Here is a 16,812-nt window from a genome sequence, read left to right as displayed (position 1 = left end):
TGCATCTCGTCGAGCAAATGCCCGTAGTCCGGCTCGTCGACCCCCATCATCTGCTGGATCGCCTTCGACGACAGGCCAACCTTATGGCCCAGCACCCGAGCCCCCTCGGCCACCCGCTGCCGGATGTTGATCAGCTGGATCTCATAGGCATCGACGACGTCGATCTCCGGATGAACAGCGGTCAGCGGAGCGATCGGTGAGCGGCTCCGCCCAGCCTGCGCCAACTGGACAGCTAGCTGGTGGTGTAATTCCCTGCTAAGCACGAGAATTGGTTCCCTCAGCATTTGCAGGTGAAGTCATTGCCTTGGCGTCCATCCCGCCGAGTGGGCCGGTCCCGATCTCGGCGTTATGGGCATGTGCGAAGTGGTGAAGACCGAAGACGGCGTCCATGCCATTGCGTAATCCCATGTGGTCTTCGCAGTGGTTGACCGCCCGCTTGGCCAGTGCGAGACCGAATTGGGGCATCGCCGCGATACGCGTTGCAAGGCCGAAGGTTTCATCGCGTAGCTGCGGCCGTGCGACGACTCGATTGACCATACCGATTTCGTAGGCACGCTGCGCGCTGAACCTCTCACCTGTGTACAAGATCTCCTTGGCAAACCGGGGTCCGAGCACCCAAGGGTGTGCGAAATATTCGACGCCCGGAATGCCCATGCGCACAACGGGATCGCTGAAGAAGGCATCATCGGCGGCCACGATCAGGTCACAGGCCCAGGCAAGCATCAGACCACCGGCCACACACGCGCCTTGCACCATCGCGATAGTGGGCTTCGGGATTTCGCGCCACCTTCGGCACATCCCAAGATAGACCTCTGTCTCCCGCGCAAAACGTTGGTCGCCGCCTGGCTTGTCGACGTGGTCCCACCACAACACCGCCCGATTCTCATAGCGCACGTTGTGGTCACGTTCGGGGGTGCCGATATCGTGACCGGCGCTGAAGTGCTCGCCGGCACCCGCCAACACGATCACCTTGATGTCGTCATCGTCCACTGCGCGCCTAAACGCTGCATCCAGGGCGTAGGTCATCGCCGAGTTCTGCGCATTGCGGTAACGCGGACGGTTCATGGTGACCACAGCGACTCCGGAGGTCACTGCATAGGTGACCACTTCGTCTACATCTGGCGTGTCCATGTTGATGCCTTCCGTCATCACGCATTCCGGTTCTGACCATCATCAGCGCAGTCGACCCGCAGGCAGTAGTCGGTTTCCATACACTGGGAGTCATCTCGATCACAGCTGGTGGGATGCGTGCCGGCAATCCGTGCGGCGCCGCCTCGTTACTCAGCGCATCCCGACTGTCGGGATTACCGATCCGGTACATGCGCCGTTTCCGCGTAGCGTCAACGCTATGCGCTTCTCGTTGCGCTTTGAGCGGACATGTGCCGCGCCAGCGCAGATCGTTTACGACCTGCTCACTGATGTCACGCGGTGGCCTGAGTGGCTAGGCGGTGTGCGGGCCGCGGTCTGGGAGTACCCCGGAACGGCCAACTCCCGTACCGGGGCTATACGTCGAATCACCATGAGCGGCTTGACTATGCGCGAAAAAATTCTGATCGCTGACCGCCCCTACCACCACGCCTATACCATCCTCTCGGGAATCCCCGTCACCGATCACCGCGCCGATGTTCATATATCCACTACGTCTCGCGGATCTCACATCGTATGGAAGGCAACGTTTCGGAGCCGCATTCCGCTCACAGGGCCGCTGATCTGGCTCATGCTGCGCGCGAGCATGCCCACGATGGTGACCGCTCTCGCCCGGGGAGCCGAAGCGCAGCCGACGTAGCCACCGTGCCGGTGAGCATGGATTGCCACCGGTCTCGTCTACAGGATCAAGATGGCCCAAAGCCATTTACCGTCAGCCTCCTTGGTCATTACACGCGGCCCGATGGCGGGCTGGGTTTGGTGCCCCGCGTGGTGGCCGGAGCCAGGCCGTTGTCTTCGCATCGCCGATCACCGCCACCCACACGTGCGGGCGGGTGACCGGAAGTCGTTGATGTTAGCCACTCGCCGCGCAGGGGAGAAGGTTAGGCTGCACGATCTACATGCGGACCAGGGTGAACGGATACGTGTAGGTTCCCGCCGGCGACCCGTTACAACCCGAGGAAAACGAGGAGTCCAACGAGCCAGCAAGCGCGGACGCATCCCATGCGTAGACGTCGTGCGTGGGTATCACGGGGCCGTAGTAGATGTCACCACAACGCAGACCGTCGGGAACGTCGACACTCAAGGTATAGCGGCCATCGGCGAACCGAGCGGTGCCGGTGTACTCGAATGCCCTGGCTACCGGTTGGGGTATCGCGCTCACGCTGACACAGTCACCGCTGCACGACGAAATCGCCCAGATCCAGGTATGGAAGTCGTACCTGCCGGTGATCAAAAGCTGGTAATTGCCGGTTCGCATCTCCGCGTGGGCCACGGGCACGAGCCCGAAGGCCGCCGCCGCCAGGCAGATACCCAGTATGAGCGCCTTCAAGTTCGCTCCATTCTGTTTGGGCCGAAGGATCAGACGACATGCCGTTACCCACCGCAATGGCGGACTGCCCTCGGCGGGGCCGCTGGTCGCGGCTCACATATGCGAGCCGCCGTCCACACGGACTTCGGTGCCGGTGATGAAATAGGCGTCGGGACAGCCCAGCATGGCTACTACGGCGGCTACAGCGTCTGGTCTGGCGAAGATCGCGCCGTCAGCCAGTGGAAGTACGGGCTGAACCTTGCCGAACAAGGAAAAGTCGACGTCAGCAGGTAGGCCCGGACCTACGCTCTGCTTCGATTCTCCTGTGCCATCAGTCATTCCGGAGGAAATTGACCCCGGCTGCACCGAGTTGAACCGGATTCCCTCTTTGCTGAACTCCATTGCCAACGCATGTGTCATCGACTGAATTCCGCCCTTGGATGCGGCGTAGGCGGACATATACGGGTGAGCAAAGGCCGCCGAGGTGGAGCTGAAGTTGACCACGGCTGGACCGACGCCCTCGCGTAGGGCCGGGATCGCCTCGCGGGTCATCAGGAAGGTGCCGACCAGGTTGATACGGAGTACCTGCTCAAAATCGGCCACGGTGGTGTCCAGGAAATGGGCCGAGCGCAGAATCCCCGCCGCGTTGACCAACGTGTCGAGACCTCCCAGCGCCGCGAGCGCCCGGCCGACACCGTCGCGGACGGACTGCTCGTCGCCGACGTCCAACGTCACCGTGGCGAGCCGGTACGCGTACGTGTCGGCCTTGGCCACCGTGTCCTTCAACCCGGACTCGCTGATGTCGGCGGCCACAACTCGTCCGCCTTCCTCCAGCACGCGCAGCACGGTTGCTTGTCCAATGCCCGAGCCACCCCCGCTGATCAAAACGCGGCGATTCGCATATCTCTGAGGACTGTTCACAACGGGGATGGTGCTCCGCGGAATCGGCAATGTCAGCCGCATGTCCCGGTGGGTGGTCCTCTCCTAGGCGGGGAGGGGCCCGGTATGGACCCGGTTCGGGTGCCCTCGCATGGGATCCGCAGCGATGGATAGGCGTCCCGGTAAGCGGGACATCGTGTGGTTCACGTCTCACCCGACTGGGAGGGTTCTGCTCGACGCAGCTCGGACCGATGTGGTGCAGGGCGTGACCCGAGCTGCGATGTCTGGTGTCGACGAGGTGAAGGAGCCACAGCCGGTGATCACGAAGGCGCCCGACCGTTGGTCGCCGGGGCTTTCGTCGTTTGGCGCCAAGCTGGCTGGGCCCATGCAGGCCATCGGGGGACTGGCCGCGATGGCGGCCGATGCGGCGAAGTTCGCTGTCCGCAGGCCGTTTCAGGGACGAGAGTTCCTGGATCAGTCGTGGTTTGTCGCACGCGTCTCGCTGATGCCCACGCTGCTGGTAGCCATTCCATTTACCGTGCTGGTCAGCTTCACGCTCAATATCCTGCTGCGCGAACTGGGTGCGGCCGACCTTTCGGGGGCGGGTGCAGCCTTCGGGGCGGTCACCCAGGTCGGCCCCCTGGTCACGGTGCTGATCGTGGCGGGCGCCGGCGCCACGGCGATGTGCGCCGATCTGGGCTCGCGCACCATCCGTGAAGAGATCGACGCGTTGGAAGTGTTGGGAATCAATCCCGTTCAACGATTGGTCACCCCGCGCATGCTGGCATCGGGACTGGTGGCACTGCTGCTCAACAGCGTCGTCTGCATCATCGGCATCCTGGGCGGCTACACGTTCTCGGTGTTCGTCCAGGACGTCAACCCGGGTGCATTCGCGGCGGGCATCACCCTGCTGACCGGGGTGCCCGAATTGATCATTTCCTCGGTCAAAGCGCTGTTGTTCGGTCTCATCGCCGGCCTGGTGGCCTGCTACCGCGGGCTGACGATCACCGGTGGCGGCGCCAAAGCTGTGGGCAACGCCGTCAACGAGACGGTGGTATACGCGTTCATGTCGCTGTTTGTCATCAACGTCGTGGTGACGGCTATCGGCATCCAGATGACGGCGAAGTAGGCAGACGGTGACGCTGCGAGCGGCATATCCGGGTCTGGCCCGAGAAATCAACAGACCGATCAGCGCGCTGACCGGCATCGGTGACCACGTCGCGTTCTACGGGAAGGCGATCGCCGGGGCCCCGTTTGCGGCCACCCGCTACCGGCGAGAAATCATCCGCTTGATCGCCGAAATCAGCATGGGCGCTGGCACCTTGGCGATGATCGGCGGGACAGTGGTCATCGTCGGATTTCTCACCTTGGCGACGGGTGGGACGCTGGCCATCCAGGGATACAGCTCGCTGGGCAACATTGGCATCGAGGCGTTGACCGGCTTTTTGGCCGCGTTCATCAACGTCCGTATCTCGGCGCCGATTGTCGCCGGCATCGGCTTGGCGGCCACCTTCGGCGCCGGCGTGACCGCCCAACTGGGCGCCATGCGCATCAATGAGGAAATCGATGCGCTCGAAAGTATGGGGATCCGGCCCGTTTCCTACCTAGTGAGCACACGGATCGTCGCCGGTATGCTGGCGATCACGCCGCTGTACTCGATCGCGGTCATCTTGTCGTTCGTGGCCAGCCAATTCACCACCGTGGTCGTGCTGGGGCAATCCGGTGGGCTCTATGGTCACTACTTCTCGACGTTTCTGAACCCAACCGACCTATTGTGGTCATTTCTGCAGGCGATCCTGATGGCCTTGGCCATCCTGTTCACCCACACCTACTACGGCTACTTCGCCAGCGGGGGACCCTCGGGTGTCGGGGTCGCGGTGGGTACTGCGGTGCGCACTTCCCTGATCATCATCGTGTCGGTCACCCTGCTGGTTTCGCTGGCCATTTACGGCGCCAACGGCAACTTCAACTTGTCGGGCTAGGGGAAGAAAGCTGATGTGGAACAACACTGTTCGCCCCTTGCTGGGTCTGGCCACCGTCGGTGTGATCGGCGCGATCGTCGCTGCCACCATCGTGTTGTTCGAAGGCGGTGCCATCGAATCGGTGCCGGTCACGGTGCTATCGCCCCGGGCGGGACTGGTGATGAACCCGGACGCCAAGGTGAAGCTGCATGGTGCACAAGTGGGCAAGGTCTCCTCGATCGACAACCTGCCCGACGGCCGGGCCGCGATTCACCTGGCGATCAATCCCTCCTGGCTGAATCTGATTCCCGCCAATACCGGCGTCGACATCGAATCAACGACCGTCTTCGGGTCGAAATTCGTGCAACTCATCCCACCGCCCGATCCCTCCCCCCAGTCGCTGAAGGCGGGCCAAATCCTTGACTCTGAGCATGTCACCGTCGAAATCGACACCGTGTTCGAGCAATTGGTGTCGGTGTTGTCGCAGATCGAACCGGAAAAGCTCAATGAGACCCTTGGCGCTCTCGCGCAAGCGTTCAGCGGCCGCGGTGACAAACTCGGCCACACCCTGGCCGATCTGGACGCCCTGTTGACCAAGATCGACCCGAGCCTGACCTCCCTGAGGCACGAACTCTCGGTGGCCCCACAGGTGCTCAACGCCTACGCCGACGTGGCCCCCGAACTGGTTAAGACGGTTCAAAACGCGACCCGGCTGAGCGACACCGTGGTCGACCGGCAGCGTGATCTCGACACCGCGCTCATCAGCGCGATTGCGCTGGCCGACATCGGAAACGACGTGCTGGCGGACAACGCGCAGGCGTTCACTGCCGTCCTTCATCTGCTGGTCCCCACCACGAACCTGACCAACAAATACAACCAAGCCATCACCTGCGCGCTGGCCGGCCTCAAGCCGCTGGCCACCGGTCCGCCCCTGCCCGTACCGGGTGTCCTGTTGCTGGATTCGTTTCTGCTGGGCACCGAACGTTACCGGTACCCGCAGAACCTCCCCAAGGTCGCGGCGACGGGCGGTCCGCAATGCATGGGCCTACCAGACGTGGGCTTCGGGCACCGCCCGCCCTACCTGGTCACCGACATTGACGCCAACCAGGCGCAGTACGGAAACCAGGGAATCCTGTTGAACTCCAATCGTCTTAAGCAGTGGCTGTTCGGGCCGATCGACGGGCCGCCGCGCAACACCCCACAGATCGGGATGCCGGGATGACGGGCTCGGTCGGGACGACCGTCAAGTTCGGGCTGTTCGCGGTGGTGACTATTGTGCTGACGGCTGCCCTGTTCGCCATCCTCGGCCAGTACCGCACAGGTTCGACATATGGCTATTCCGCGGTGTTGAGCGATGCCTCCAGCCTTAAGGCCGGTGATTCGGTGCGTGCCGCCGGGATCCGGGTCGGCACGGTCAATCATGTTGCGCTGCAATCGAATAACACCGTGCTGGTGAGTTTCGACGCGAACCGCGAGGTCAGGCTCACTACCAGCACGCGAGTCGCGGTGCGTTACCTCAACCTGGTCGGGGATCGCTACCTTGACCTGCTCGACGCCCCCGGTTCTGCCGGGATTCAGCCGCCCGGATCGCGGATTCCGATAAACCGCACCGAGCCGGCGCTGGACCTCGATTTGTTGTTGGGTGGGCTCAAACCGGTGATTCAGGGGCTCAACCCTCAATCGGTGAATGCGCTGACCAACTCGTTGATCCAGATTCTGCAAGGCAGCAGCGGCGATGTGGAGTCGTTGTTCGCCAAGACCTCGTCCTTCTCCAACGCCCTGGCCGACAACGGGCAAGTGGTGCAGCAGTTGATCGACAATCTCAACGAGGTGGTCGCCACGGTGGCCAAGGACGGCGGCAAATTCTCGGCGACGGTCGGACGCCTCGAGCGGCTCATCACGGACTTGTCGGCTGACCGTGATCTGATAGGCGACGCCATCACCGCGCTCGACAAGGGAACCGCGTCATTGGCCGACCTGCTTACCCAGGCCCGTCCGCCGCTGGCCGGTACCGTCGACCAACTCAATCGGCTGGCTCCGTTGCTCGACAATGACAAGGCGCGGCTGGACCTCGCTTTGCAGAAAGCCCCCGAAAACTACCGCAAACTCGTGCGGTTGGGCGCCTACGGAAGTTTCATCAACCAGTACCTGTGTGGCATCTCCATTCGCGTCACCGACCTTCAGGGCCGCACGGCCGTCTTCCCGTGGATCACCCAAAACACCGGACGATGCGGGGAACCCTGATGCTGAAATATCGCGGCACACAACTCATCCGGGCCGGCTTCATCGCGTTCGTGCTGATCGTGCTAGTCATCATCATCGGCCTGCACCCCCAACAGCTGTGGTCGATGGCTACCTCCATCCGGTACCAGGCGCTGTTCACCGAGGCCGGGGGCCTAACTGCAGGCAACGACGTCCGAGTGTCGGGCGTGAAAATGGGAACGGTCTCCGACGTCACGCTCAGCCATGGCAAAGCATTGGTGACCTTTAGCCTCGACGCCAATGTGCACCTGGGATCGAGCACGACAGCCCACATCAGGACGGGCACCCTGCTGGGTGCGCGGATGCTGGCCTTAGAGCCCGCAGGCGCCGGCAGCATGCACTCCTCCGATGTCATCCCGGTACATCGGACGACATCGCCATACTCCCTGACCGACGCCGTCAGCGACTTCACCGCCAACACCGCCGCCACCGACACCGGCGCGCTCAACGCATCCTTGGACACATTGGCCGAAACGATCGAGCGGATCACACCACGACTGGGGCCCACGTTCGACGGCCTGAGCAGACTGTCGCAATCGTTGAACAGCAGGAATGAATCGCTGGCCCATCTTCTCAAAAGCGCCGCCGATGTCACCGGCATCCTGTCGGAACGCAGCCAGCAGGTCAACACCATGTTGCTCAATGCCAACGACCTGCTCGGAGTCCTGAATCAGCGTCGTTACTCGATCGTCAACCTGCTGGCCAACACCTCGGCGCTGGCCCAGCAACTCTCGGGCATGGTGGCGGACAACGAAAAAGAACTCGCGCCGACACTGGCCAAACTCAACTCGGTCACCGCGATGCTGGAAAAGAACCGCGATAACATCGCCAAGGCGATCGTCGGATTAGCCAAATACCAAGTAACCCAGGGCGAATCGGTCAACAACGGCTTTTATTACAACGCATTCGTCGGCAATCTGATCCCGGCGCAGGCCCTGCAACCGTTCCTGGACTACGCGTTCGGATTCCGGCGGGGCGTCAATGCGGGTCAACCACCCGACAATGCCGGACCGCGCGCGGAATTCCCCTGGCCGCACAACGGCATTCCGGGAGGACGATGATGGCGACCGGGGTGAACAAGGCGTGGTACACCAAGGCGCTGCTGGTGACATTGGTGGGACTTATCGCTGCGGGAACGGCTTTCGTGGTACACGCCGAAGTGTTCGGGCCCATGGTGATTACCGCATATTTCCGCTCCGCGACCGCCATCTACCCCGGCGACGAGGTGCGCGTGGTGGGGGTCAAGGTTGGCACCATCAAGTCCATCGAACCCCAGGGGACCCAGGCCAAGATGACACTGGCCGTCGACCGTGATGTGCCGATCCCGGCCGACGCCAAGGCCGTGATCGTGGCACAGAACCTGGTGGCGGCCCGGTATGTGCAGCTGACCCCGGCTTACGAAGCCACGGGAACCGGCGGTCCGACGATGGCCGATGGGGCGGTGATCGGCGTGGAGCGAACCGCGGTACCCGTCGAGTGGGATCAGGTCAAAACGCAACTGATGCGGCTGGCCACCGAATTGGGTCCCGCAAGCGGCCTTTCCACCAGTTCGCTCGGGCACTTTATCGACAGCGCGGCCAATGCCATGGACGGCAACGGCGACAAGCTTCGGCGGACGATCACCGAGCTGTCTCAGGTCGGGCGCATCCTCGCCGGCGGTAGCGGCAACATCGTCGACATCATCAAGAATCTTCAGATCTTCGTTACCGCCCTGCGCGACAGCAACGTCCAGATCGTCGAATTCCAGGACCGCCTCGCAACGGTGAGCAGCGTCGTGGACGGCAACCGGTCAGACTTGGATGCCGCGCTGACCAACCTATCCTCGGCGGTCGGTGAGGTGCGCCGATTCATCGCCGGAAGCCGAGACCAGACCGCAGAACAAATTCAACGACTGGCCAACGTGACGAAAAACCTGGCCGACAACCGCATGGCGGTGGAAAACCTTCTGCACGTGGCGCCCAACGCAATCGCCAACGGCTACAACATCTATAGCCCGGACTCCGGAACGGCACGGGGAGCCTTCGCCATGTCGAACTTCGCCAATCCGGTGGCACTGGTGTGCTCGGCGATCGGCGCGGTGAAGAATGCCACCGCGGCCGAGACGGCGAAGCTGTGCGCCCAATACTTGGGCCCCGCACTGCGTTTGATCAACTTCAACTACCTACCGATCCCGTTCAACGCCTATCTGGCCAAATCGCCGAGCCCGGACAACCTCGTCTATTCGGATCCGAACCTGATGCCCGGCGGGCCGGGCGGAGTCCCCCCCATCCCAACCGATCCACCCGCAGTGTCGGCCTACACCGGCGCGGGCGACATACCACCCCCTCCGGGATGGGAATTGCCGCCGGGTCCCCCGGGGATCTACGCCCCTAACGGATTACCCGCTGACCCTTCGCCAGCGCTGTTCCCCCGTGCGCCAATCCCACCGGGAGTGCCCCGGCCGGCCCCAGCGGCCCCCGGCCCGGCCAGCCTGCAGGACATGCTGCTGCCGGCTGGTCCGCAACCACCGCTGCCGACCGCATCCCAGCCCGGAGGCACACCGTGACCGGATCGCGATCAACGCGGCGTCTCGCAGCGATCGCGTCATGGGTGGTGTTGACGGCAACCGGATGCGCTTTCGATGGCCTCAATTCACTGCCTCTACCTGGCACCGTCGGACGAGGCCAGGACGCGGTGACTTACCACGTCCAAATCGCTAATGTCGGTACGCTGGAATCTAATTCGCCGGTGATGATCAACGACGTCGTCGTTGGCAGCGTGGGCAAGATGACGCTGCGCGATTGGCATGCCGACGTGGATATCTCGGTGCGTCCAGACGCCGTGGTGCCGGCCAACGCTCTCGCCAGGATCGGCCAGACAAGCCTGTTGGGCTCGATGCACCTGGAACTGAACCCCCCACCGGGCGTGCCCGCGGCCGGCAGGCTCGCACCCGGGGCGACCATCGGTCTGCAACGCTCCTCGACCTATCCGTCCACCGAGCAGACCCTGTCCTCGCTGTCAGTTGTCGTCAACGGCGGGGGACTGGGCAAGGTCGGAGGCCTCATCAACGAGTTCAACGCGGCACTGGGCGGGCGCGAGGACAAGATCCGCGATCTGCTGACGCATTTGAACGACTTCGTCGGTGTTTTGGATTCCCAGCGTGACAACATCAACGCATCCATCACGGCATTGAACGCCCTGGCCGGCACCCTTGCCGGACAAAGCGGTGTCATAACCGAAGCGCTGCAACGGATTCCGCCCGCACTGGACGTTCTGATCAAAGAGCGGCCAAGGATCACGACCGCGCTGGATAAATTCCGGGTGTTCAGCAACACGGCCACCGGATTGATCAACGCCACGCACGACGATCTGGTCGCCAACCTGAAAAATCTGGAGCCGACCGTGCGCGCACTCGCCGACGTCGGCCCGAGCCTCGACACCGTCCTGGCCTTCGCGCCGGCATATCCCTACCCGCAGAACTTCATCGACCGCGCGATCCGGGGCGACTATTTGAACGAGTTCATCACTTTCGACTTCACGATCCCGCGGCTCAAGAGGGGACTGTTGCTGGGCACACGATGGGGGCAGGAGGGAGCCACGCTGGTGCCCGCCCCGGGAGACCCCTGGTATGCCACCTTCACCAAGGACCCGCTCACCGCGCCCCTCACGGCCCCGCCGAACGCGGTGGCCACGCCGCCCATGGCCGGTCCGCCAACGCCGGCCGGCGCCCCGGTGACCACCCAGCAGCTCAGCCAGCCACCGATCCCGGCGCCGACCGATTTCGTGCCACAGGATGTGGGGGACCGCTGATGTTGACGCGCTTCGTCCGAATTCAGCTGACCATCTTCACCATCGCGTCGGTCATCGGGATGACCGTGATGATCGTCGAATACCTGCAACTGCCCACCCTGCTGGGCGTCGGCCGCATGCGGGTCACGCTGGAATTGCCGGGCACCGGCGGACTTTACCGGTTTTCCAACGTGACCTATCGAGGAGTGGAGGTCGGAAAAGTCACCGACGTGCGGCCCACCCGCGCCGGCGCCGAGGCCACACTGTCGTTGAACACCAGCCCGCAAATCCCGGCGGGTCTGCGCGCGGAGGTGCTCAGCGTGTCGGCGGTCGGAGAGCAATATGTGGACCTGCAGCCAGCGACGGCGGCAGGACCTTACCTACATGACGGCTCCATCATCCCCGCGGCACACACCTCGATCCCACAGGCCGTCGGACCGATGCTGGATCAAGTCAGCACGCTGATCAACAGCGTCCCCAAGACCAAGATCAGCGGTCTGCTCGACGAAACGTTCAAGGTCTTCAACGGATCCGGGTACGACGTCGGGTCGCTGCTGGACTCCTCGTCACAACTCGTCGGCGACGCCAACACCAACGCCGAGCGGTCACGCACCCTCATCGACGACAGCCGGCCCCTGCTCGACGGCCAGGCGCAATCGGGCGGCGCCATCCGCACGTGGGCACGCAGCCTCGCCGGCGTCAGCCAACAACTCGTCACCGACGACCACCAGACACGGACGCTGCTGCACGGGGCTCCAGGGGCCGCCGATGAGGCGTCACGCCTGTTCAATCAGGTCAAGCCGACGCTGCCGATGCTCTTGGCGAACCTCACCACGCTGGGCCAGGTCGGTGTCACCTATCACCCCTCCCTCGAGCAGCTGCTGGTGTTGCTGCCGCCCACCATCGCCGCCACTCAGTCCTACGGCGCACCCAAGAACAATCCCACCGGATACTCCCTGGGCGACTTCACCCTTACCATCGGCGACCCGCCCGCATGCACGGTAGGGTTCTTGCCGCCGTCGTCGTGGCGGTCACCAGAGGACACGACGGTGATCGACACTCCCGACGGGCTGTACTGCAAACTGCCGCAGGATTCACCCATTGGGGTACGCGGCGCCCGGAACTACCCGTGCATGGGCCATCCCGGCAAGCGCGCGCCCACGGTCGAAATCTGCAACAGCGACAAACCTTTCGAGCCGTTGGCGATCCGCCAACACGTCCTGGGTCCCTACCCCCTCGATCCGAACCTCGTCGCGCAGGGCGTCCCGCCCGATGACCGCGTCAGCTTCGGTGACCAAATCTTCGGACCACTCGAGGGCACCCCGCCGCCGGGACCGCTGCCGCCAGCGGCCGGCCCCGCGCCCGGGCCCCCGCCGGATTCGCCGCCGCCCGCCCCGGCCGCAGCGCCGCCACCTGACGGTTCCGAGGGGCCCGCCCCGGCTGCCGCGCCGAGTGCATACACACCTCGGCGGTCCGGCCCATCGGTTGCCGTCGCAACCTATGACCCACGAACCGGCCGGTACGCCACCCCCGACGGCACCGTGTATCGCCAATCGGACCTGGTCCCCCGCGCCGGTACGAGGTCCTGGAAAGACCTCTTCCCCACATGAGCGGCCGCTCACGCCGACGTCTTCGGACCGCAGCCCTCATCGGCGCCGTCGTGGTCATGTCGCTAAGCACCGCGCCCCTCGGCAGCGCGGCCGGCGACTGGGGCCTGAACGGCACCTACACGGCGACATCCAACGGGGAGTGGACCAAGACCAACGAGATCTTTCACAACGAGGCCAGCATCCGAAGTATCTGGACGATCAACACGACCTGCAGTTATCCCACCGAATGCACCGGCACGGTAGTCAGCGACTGGGGTTGGCGCGCCCCGATCTATCAAACCGGCGGTGTGTGGTTCGTCAAGCACATCGTCGACAACTGGCAGCCCTGCCCGGATGGAACCGCGGCTCAGGGATTCCAGGTCTTCAGGTTCGTCCCCACCAACCCCGACGGAGATGCCGTCGATCCAACCTCGGCCGTTCTCACCGGCGCCGACGAGACGACCGGCGTCAGCGGCGCCTGCGGGCGAAGTAAGACGTTGTTCATCAGCATGCCGTTCAAGCTCGTCAAGAGTGGGTGAGGGCCGAGAATGAAACCATCCATCACCTCGCAGCATTCGGGTCGTCTCGCAGACCTACGCCTCAAAAGACGCGCGACGCGAGCGATCCTGCCCGTGGCCATGGCGGTGACGGCCCTCCTGGCGTGCACACCCGTCCACGGGTGGGCTGGACCGTCCACGTGTGACAACCCAACCTGCGTCCCGGGTATCACCGGAGGTGTCGTGCTGGGCGCGCCGTGCCCGGATACCACCCACTTCGTGTTCGGCACCACCTCGTGGGGCCGGTTGGTCTTCTGCGGATCTCCGCGGCGTTATGAACCCCGGTACTTCCGTTCCCCCTCGATGTGGGGAATCAAAGAGGAGAACTCCAACTGCGAGGGCTTCGAAAACTCGGTCGCACAAGCCCCCGATGGCTTGTTCCTCACATGCCTGTCTGTCGACGGTGCACCCCGCTGGGTTCGTGGCGACACCTAAATCACCCCATATGCCGGTGGCGAACAATATGCTCGGGCGTCCCGCGCAGTCCCTAGCCGGGCTGGCGGTTGCAATCCTCGTTGCGACGGCCGCATCCGCGACGCCCGTTGCCCGTGCTGACGAGCCGGTGCTGCACCACGTCACCTACACCGTCACCGCGCAGCGCCGCGTCACCGCAGACATCTACTTCCGGGACGCCGATCCGCCCGGCTGGGCCGAATACAGCCACGACCCGTACCAATTCAGCCCTAAGGTCGAGGCCGACGTGGGGCCAGCCACACGGTGGACCCGGGACGTCTGGTTGGCAGCTCCCGATGAATGGGCCATGGTCGTCGCCACCAGCGGGATGTCGCCGGCCACGCCGGACTTTCACTGCGAACTCGCCATAGACGGGGCAGTCGTGGCCACCAACAACGGCGTCAAAGGCGCATTGTGTTCGGTGCGCCACTGGTAATTCGGTGCTCGGCAGGCGCCGAGGTGAATGCTCACTCAGCGGGAACTGCAGTCCAAGACTGCGCCGCACGACGCTACCTTGTGCGCTACTAGCCGCTTGTATCAACCAATCGCCCGGCCAGCTTCGCTCGCACGCGGCGGAAACGGAGAGAGCACGGCAATGCCCGCCGCCAGTTCGTTCCCGAAACGGGACGCGAGTCCTCTCGATGTCACCTCCGAGCGGCCCGTCGATGCTCAGCTTCTCGAGGCAGCGGAGGCAGAAGCTGCCGAAGCCGAAGCGCTCGCCGCCGCTGCCCGGGCCCGCGTCCAGTCCATGCGGCAACACCAACAGTCAGAAGCAACCGACACCGCATCGGCAGAAATCGCTGAGACCCCAGCCGACGATGCGTCGGCAACTCCCGCGGATGACGTCACCGATCGGGACATCACCGATGCCACTGAACTGCCCGATCAAGGCGGCAAGGCGCCCCGGCGGCAGAGAAAGACATACTTCCACCGCCCGAAACGAACCACGATGGTCGCGTCCGTCGGGATGCTCTGCACCGCAGCGCTTCTCGTCGCGAGTGCTGTCATGGTCCGACACCACAATCAGCTGCTAGACAAGCAACAGCGTGCCGCGGAATTCACAGCGGCCGCACGACAAGTCGTGGTCACCCTGATGTCGATTAGCGCGGACAGCGCCAAAGACGACGTACAGCGCATCATCGACAGCTCGACCGGGCAGTTCAGAGATGACTTCCGCGGCGCGGCCGCGGAGTTCGTCAAAGCCGCTCAGACCGCGAAGGTCTCGGCCAAGACGACCGTGCAAGCCGCGTGCCTGGAATCCATGACCGAGGACACCGCAGTCGTGGCCGTTGCCGCCAGCTCCACGCTCTCCAATACCACCGGCGCCCCCGAGCAGCCGCGTTCTTGGCGGCTCAGCGTCAAACTGGCCCGAGACGGCGGGAAAATCAAGATGTCAAGCATGGAGTTCATCCCATGACCATCGGGCAGCTCGAAAACGACAACCTCACCAACGTTGAACTCGCCCTCGCAGGGGCCAGCGACGACCAGCGCGACGACACTACCGGTGACGATCAAAGGACGACCGCAGACGCCGCCAGCGAGACGCGCCGCACCCGGATACGAACCGCACTATCGCACTGGCCGCTACTCATCATCGGTCTGCTGTTGGTAGCGGCCGCCGCCGCAACCGCCACACTGTACTTTGGCCAATATCGACACGACCAGCAGACCAACGACGCTGCGGCAAAGGCGGTGATCGGTGCCGCAACCGAGGGGACCGTCGCGCTGCTGTCCTACACACCCGACAAACTGGAAAGCGACCTGGCCGGTGCAAAGTCACACCTGACCGGTGACTTCTTGACGTACTACGGCAAATTTGCCGACCAAATCGTGGCGCCCGCAGCCAAGCAGAAAGCCGTCAATACCCAAGCAGCGGTCAAGCGCGCGGTCATCAGCGAGCTGCACCCAGAAACGGCCAGGGTGCTGGTCTTCCTCGATCAGACCACAACGAGCAAGGATCAACCTGAGCCGGTCCAGACCGCCAGCAGCGTCATGGTCAGCTTGATCAAAGTCCATGGCGCATGGCTTATCTCGGCGTTCGATCCCATCTAGAACTGCCCTGGCTCCGGGACGGGGTTGAATCCGCCGAACGAAACATTCATCATGCATAGTTATCGGCCACGAGACAATGACCGGTGTCGCATTCTCATTGAGGAGATGATTGATGGCCACCCCTGAGACCCCGTCCCGCTACACTGTCATTTCTGCGGATACCCACGCCGGCGCCGACCTCCTCGAATACAAGCCGTACCTCCCGAAGGCGTTCCACGACGACTTCGACGCGTGGGCCACGACGTATGCCAGTCCTTTCGATGACTTGATCATCGCTACCGCAAAGCGCAACTGGGACCATGAGTTGCGTATTTCCGAGATGGACGCTGACGGGGTTGCGGCAGAGCTGTTGCTGCCCAACACTGTTCCTCCCTTCTTTCCGACGTCTCCCAACATCACCATCTCGTTGCCCCAGAACCGAGCAGAGTTCGAACACCGCTGGGCGGGCGTGCAGGCGCACAACCGATGGCAGGTCGATTTTTGTTCGCTGGCACCCGCACGCCGGCGAGGACTGATCCAGGTATTCCCCAACGACGTCGACGCCGCGCTGGACGAAATTCGTTGGGGCAACGAGCAAGGCTGCTTCGGTGGAGTGCTGCTGCCCCCAGTATCGCCGGGCGACCCCAATGTCGCCCCGCTGTTCCACACTCGGTATGAGCCGATTTGGCAGTTGTGCAGCCAACTGGATCTGACGATCGTGCAGCACGGCGGTCCGGGAAGTCCGGCAATGCCCATGGATCAGCCGGCATCCAACGCCGTGCTCATCACGGAAATGGCGCTGTGGGCCCAGCGCAGCCTGGGCCATCTCATCCTGGCCGGGGTTTTCGAGCGTTACC

At 63.6% G+C, this 16,812-nt stretch carries 18 protein-coding genes and 1 pseudogene; 15 read left to right on the top strand and 4 right to left on the bottom strand.

The features are described 5' to 3' along the window. Window positions 1–284, bottom strand: a pseudogene (locus A5701_RS16165) (2-keto-4-pentenoate hydratase); the annotation flags it as partial. Then, window positions 256–1,131: an enoyl-CoA hydratase gene (locus A5701_RS16160; protein WP_067755539.1), complete on the bottom strand. Its 876-nt coding sequence runs from the start codon at window positions 1,129–1,131 to the stop codon at window positions 256–258. The pseudogene A5701_RS16165 and the gene A5701_RS16160, both read right to left, overlap by 29 nt. 217 nt (window positions 1,132–1,348) lie before the next feature. Here A5701_RS16160 and A5701_RS16155 point away from each other — a divergent pair, with 217 nt between their 5' ends. After that, window positions 1,349–1,786, top strand: a complete 438-nt coding sequence (locus A5701_RS16155; protein ID WP_067755521.1) for an SRPBCC family protein — start codon at window positions 1,349–1,351, stop codon at window positions 1,784–1,786. A gap of 255 nt (window positions 1,787–2,041) precedes the next feature. Here the strand turns inward: A5701_RS16155 and A5701_RS16150 are convergent, their stop codons facing one another. Both A5701_RS16150 and A5701_RS16145 read right to left on the bottom strand, forming a co-directional pair. Continuing rightward, window positions 2,042–2,404, bottom strand: a complete 363-nt coding sequence (locus A5701_RS16150) for a hypothetical protein (RefSeq protein WP_231969380.1) — start codon at window positions 2,402–2,404, stop codon at window positions 2,042–2,044. 165 nt (window positions 2,405–2,569) lie between these two features. Further along, window positions 2,570–3,376, bottom strand: a complete 807-nt coding sequence (locus A5701_RS16145; protein WP_067755518.1) for an SDR family NAD(P)-dependent oxidoreductase — start codon at window positions 3,374–3,376, stop codon at window positions 2,570–2,572. A 238-nt stretch (window positions 3,377–3,614) separates the two neighbouring features. Between A5701_RS16145 and A5701_RS16140 the strand changes: the two genes are divergently transcribed. The 14 genes from A5701_RS16140 to A5701_RS16080 all read left to right on the top strand — a co-directional run. Beyond that, window positions 3,615–4,463, top strand: coding sequence for an ABC transporter permease (locus A5701_RS16140; protein ID WP_067755514.1), 849 nt, complete (start codon window positions 3,615–3,617; stop codon window positions 4,461–4,463). A 7-nt stretch (window positions 4,464–4,470) separates the two neighbouring features. Then, complete coding sequence (locus tag A5701_RS16135; protein ID WP_067755511.1) at window positions 4,471–5,316, top strand: ABC transporter permease; 846 nt, start codon at window positions 4,471–4,473, stop codon at window positions 5,314–5,316. Window positions 5,317–5,329: 13 nt separating this feature from the next. Next, window positions 5,330–6,517 carry an MCE family protein gene (locus A5701_RS16130; RefSeq protein ID WP_067755508.1) on the top strand — a complete coding sequence of 396 codons (1,188 nt, stop codon included), beginning with the start codon at window positions 5,330–5,332 and terminating at the stop codon, window positions 6,515–6,517. After that, entirely contained in the window at window positions 6,514–7,539 is a 1,026-nt protein-coding gene (locus A5701_RS16125) for an MCE family protein (protein ID WP_067755505.1), read from the top strand. Before A5701_RS16130 ends, A5701_RS16125 begins: the two co-directional genes overlap by 4 nt. Then, entirely contained in the window at window positions 7,539–8,618 is a 1,080-nt protein-coding gene (locus A5701_RS16120) for an MCE family protein (RefSeq protein ID WP_067755533.1), read from the top strand. Before A5701_RS16125 ends, A5701_RS16120 begins: the two co-directional genes overlap by 1 nt. Next, window positions 8,618–10,102: an MCE family protein gene (locus A5701_RS16115; RefSeq protein WP_082950347.1), complete on the top strand. Its 1,485-nt coding sequence runs from the start codon at window positions 8,618–8,620 to the stop codon at window positions 10,100–10,102. Before A5701_RS16120 ends, A5701_RS16115 begins: the two co-directional genes overlap by 1 nt. Continuing rightward, window positions 10,099–11,346: an MCE family protein gene (locus tag A5701_RS16110; protein WP_082950348.1), complete on the top strand. Its 1,248-nt coding sequence runs from the start codon at window positions 10,099–10,101 to the stop codon at window positions 11,344–11,346. The genes A5701_RS16115 and A5701_RS16110 overlap by 4 nt, the downstream gene beginning before the upstream one ends. Beyond that, window positions 11,346–12,935 (top strand): MCE family protein, encoded by a 1,590-nt coding sequence (locus tag A5701_RS16105; protein WP_067755496.1) that lies wholly within the window; start codon window positions 11,346–11,348, stop codon window positions 12,933–12,935. The genes A5701_RS16110 and A5701_RS16105 overlap by 1 nt, the downstream gene beginning before the upstream one ends. Window positions 12,936–12,991: 56 nt before the next feature. Further along, window positions 12,992–13,453: a hypothetical protein gene (locus tag A5701_RS16100; RefSeq protein WP_067755530.1), complete on the top strand. Its 462-nt coding sequence runs from the start codon at window positions 12,992–12,994 to the stop codon at window positions 13,451–13,453. A gap of 99 nt (window positions 13,454–13,552) precedes the next feature. Then, complete coding sequence (locus tag A5701_RS28970; RefSeq protein ID WP_082950350.1) at window positions 13,553–13,906, top strand: hypothetical protein; 354 nt, start codon at window positions 13,553–13,555, stop codon at window positions 13,904–13,906. 10 nt (window positions 13,907–13,916) lie between these two features. After that, complete coding sequence (locus A5701_RS16095) at window positions 13,917–14,360, top strand: hypothetical protein (protein WP_231969374.1); 444 nt, start codon at window positions 13,917–13,919, stop codon at window positions 14,358–14,360. A gap of 159 nt (window positions 14,361–14,519) precedes the next feature. Next, window positions 14,520–15,341 (top strand): hypothetical protein, encoded by an 822-nt coding sequence (locus A5701_RS16090; protein ID WP_067755493.1) that lies wholly within the window; start codon window positions 14,520–14,522, stop codon window positions 15,339–15,341. Beyond that, complete coding sequence (locus A5701_RS16085) at window positions 15,338–15,976, top strand: twin-arginine translocation pathway signal (protein WP_156670114.1); 639 nt, start codon at window positions 15,338–15,340, stop codon at window positions 15,974–15,976. The genes A5701_RS16090 and A5701_RS16085 overlap by 4 nt, the downstream gene beginning before the upstream one ends. A gap of 112 nt (window positions 15,977–16,088) precedes the next feature. Further along, the coding region (locus A5701_RS16080) for an amidohydrolase family protein (protein ID WP_197504992.1) at window positions 16,089–16,812 on the top strand (724 nt) is incomplete at its 3' end.

Origin of the sequence: Mycobacterium sp. E3305, assembly GCF_001666785.1 — a bacterium.
Classification (GTDB): domain Bacteria; phylum Actinomycetota; class Actinomycetes; order Mycobacteriales; family Mycobacteriaceae; genus Mycobacterium.
The sequence above is the reverse complement of the archived record's forward strand: the minus strand, read 5'-3'. Positions and strand labels throughout refer to the sequence as shown.

Excerpts from the sequence above, each read along its gene's own strand:
- A5701_RS16160 (WP_067755539.1), bottom strand. The coding sequence starts at position 1,131 with ATGGACACGCCAGATGTAGACGAAGTGGTCACCTATGCAGTGACCTCC.
- A5701_RS16155 (WP_067755521.1), top strand. The coding sequence starts at position 1,349 with ATGCGCTTCTCGTTGCGCTTTGAGCGGACATGTGCCGCGCCAGCGCAG.
- A5701_RS16150 (WP_231969380.1), bottom strand. The coding sequence starts at position 2,404 with ATGCGAACCGGCAATTACCAGCTTTTGATCACCGGCAGGTACGACTTC.
- A5701_RS16140 (WP_067755514.1), top strand. The coding sequence starts at position 3,615 with ATGTCTGGTGTCGACGAGGTGAAGGAGCCACAGCCGGTGATCACGAAG.
- A5701_RS16130 (WP_067755508.1), top strand. The coding sequence starts at position 5,330 with ATGTGGAACAACACTGTTCGCCCCTTGCTGGGTCTGGCCACCGTCGGT.
- A5701_RS16125 (WP_067755505.1), top strand. The coding sequence starts at position 6,514 with ATGACGGGCTCGGTCGGGACGACCGTCAAGTTCGGGCTGTTCGCGGTG.
- A5701_RS16120 (WP_067755533.1), top strand. The coding sequence starts at position 7,539 with ATGCTGAAATATCGCGGCACACAACTCATCCGGGCCGGCTTCATCGCG.
- A5701_RS16115 (WP_082950347.1), top strand. The coding sequence starts at position 8,618 with ATGGCGACCGGGGTGAACAAGGCGTGGTACACCAAGGCGCTGCTGGTG.
- A5701_RS16105 (WP_067755496.1), top strand. The coding sequence starts at position 11,346 with ATGTTGACGCGCTTCGTCCGAATTCAGCTGACCATCTTCACCATCGCG.
- A5701_RS16100 (WP_067755530.1), top strand. The coding sequence starts at position 12,992 with ATGTCGCTAAGCACCGCGCCCCTCGGCAGCGCGGCCGGCGACTGGGGC.
- A5701_RS28970 (WP_082950350.1), top strand. The coding sequence starts at position 13,553 with ATGGCGGTGACGGCCCTCCTGGCGTGCACACCCGTCCACGGGTGGGCT.
- A5701_RS16095 (WP_231969374.1), top strand. The coding sequence starts at position 13,917 with ATGCCGGTGGCGAACAATATGCTCGGGCGTCCCGCGCAGTCCCTAGCC.
- A5701_RS16090 (WP_067755493.1), top strand. The coding sequence starts at position 14,520 with ATGCCCGCCGCCAGTTCGTTCCCGAAACGGGACGCGAGTCCTCTCGAT.
- A5701_RS16085 (WP_156670114.1), top strand. The coding sequence starts at position 15,338 with ATGACCATCGGGCAGCTCGAAAACGACAACCTCACCAACGTTGAACTC.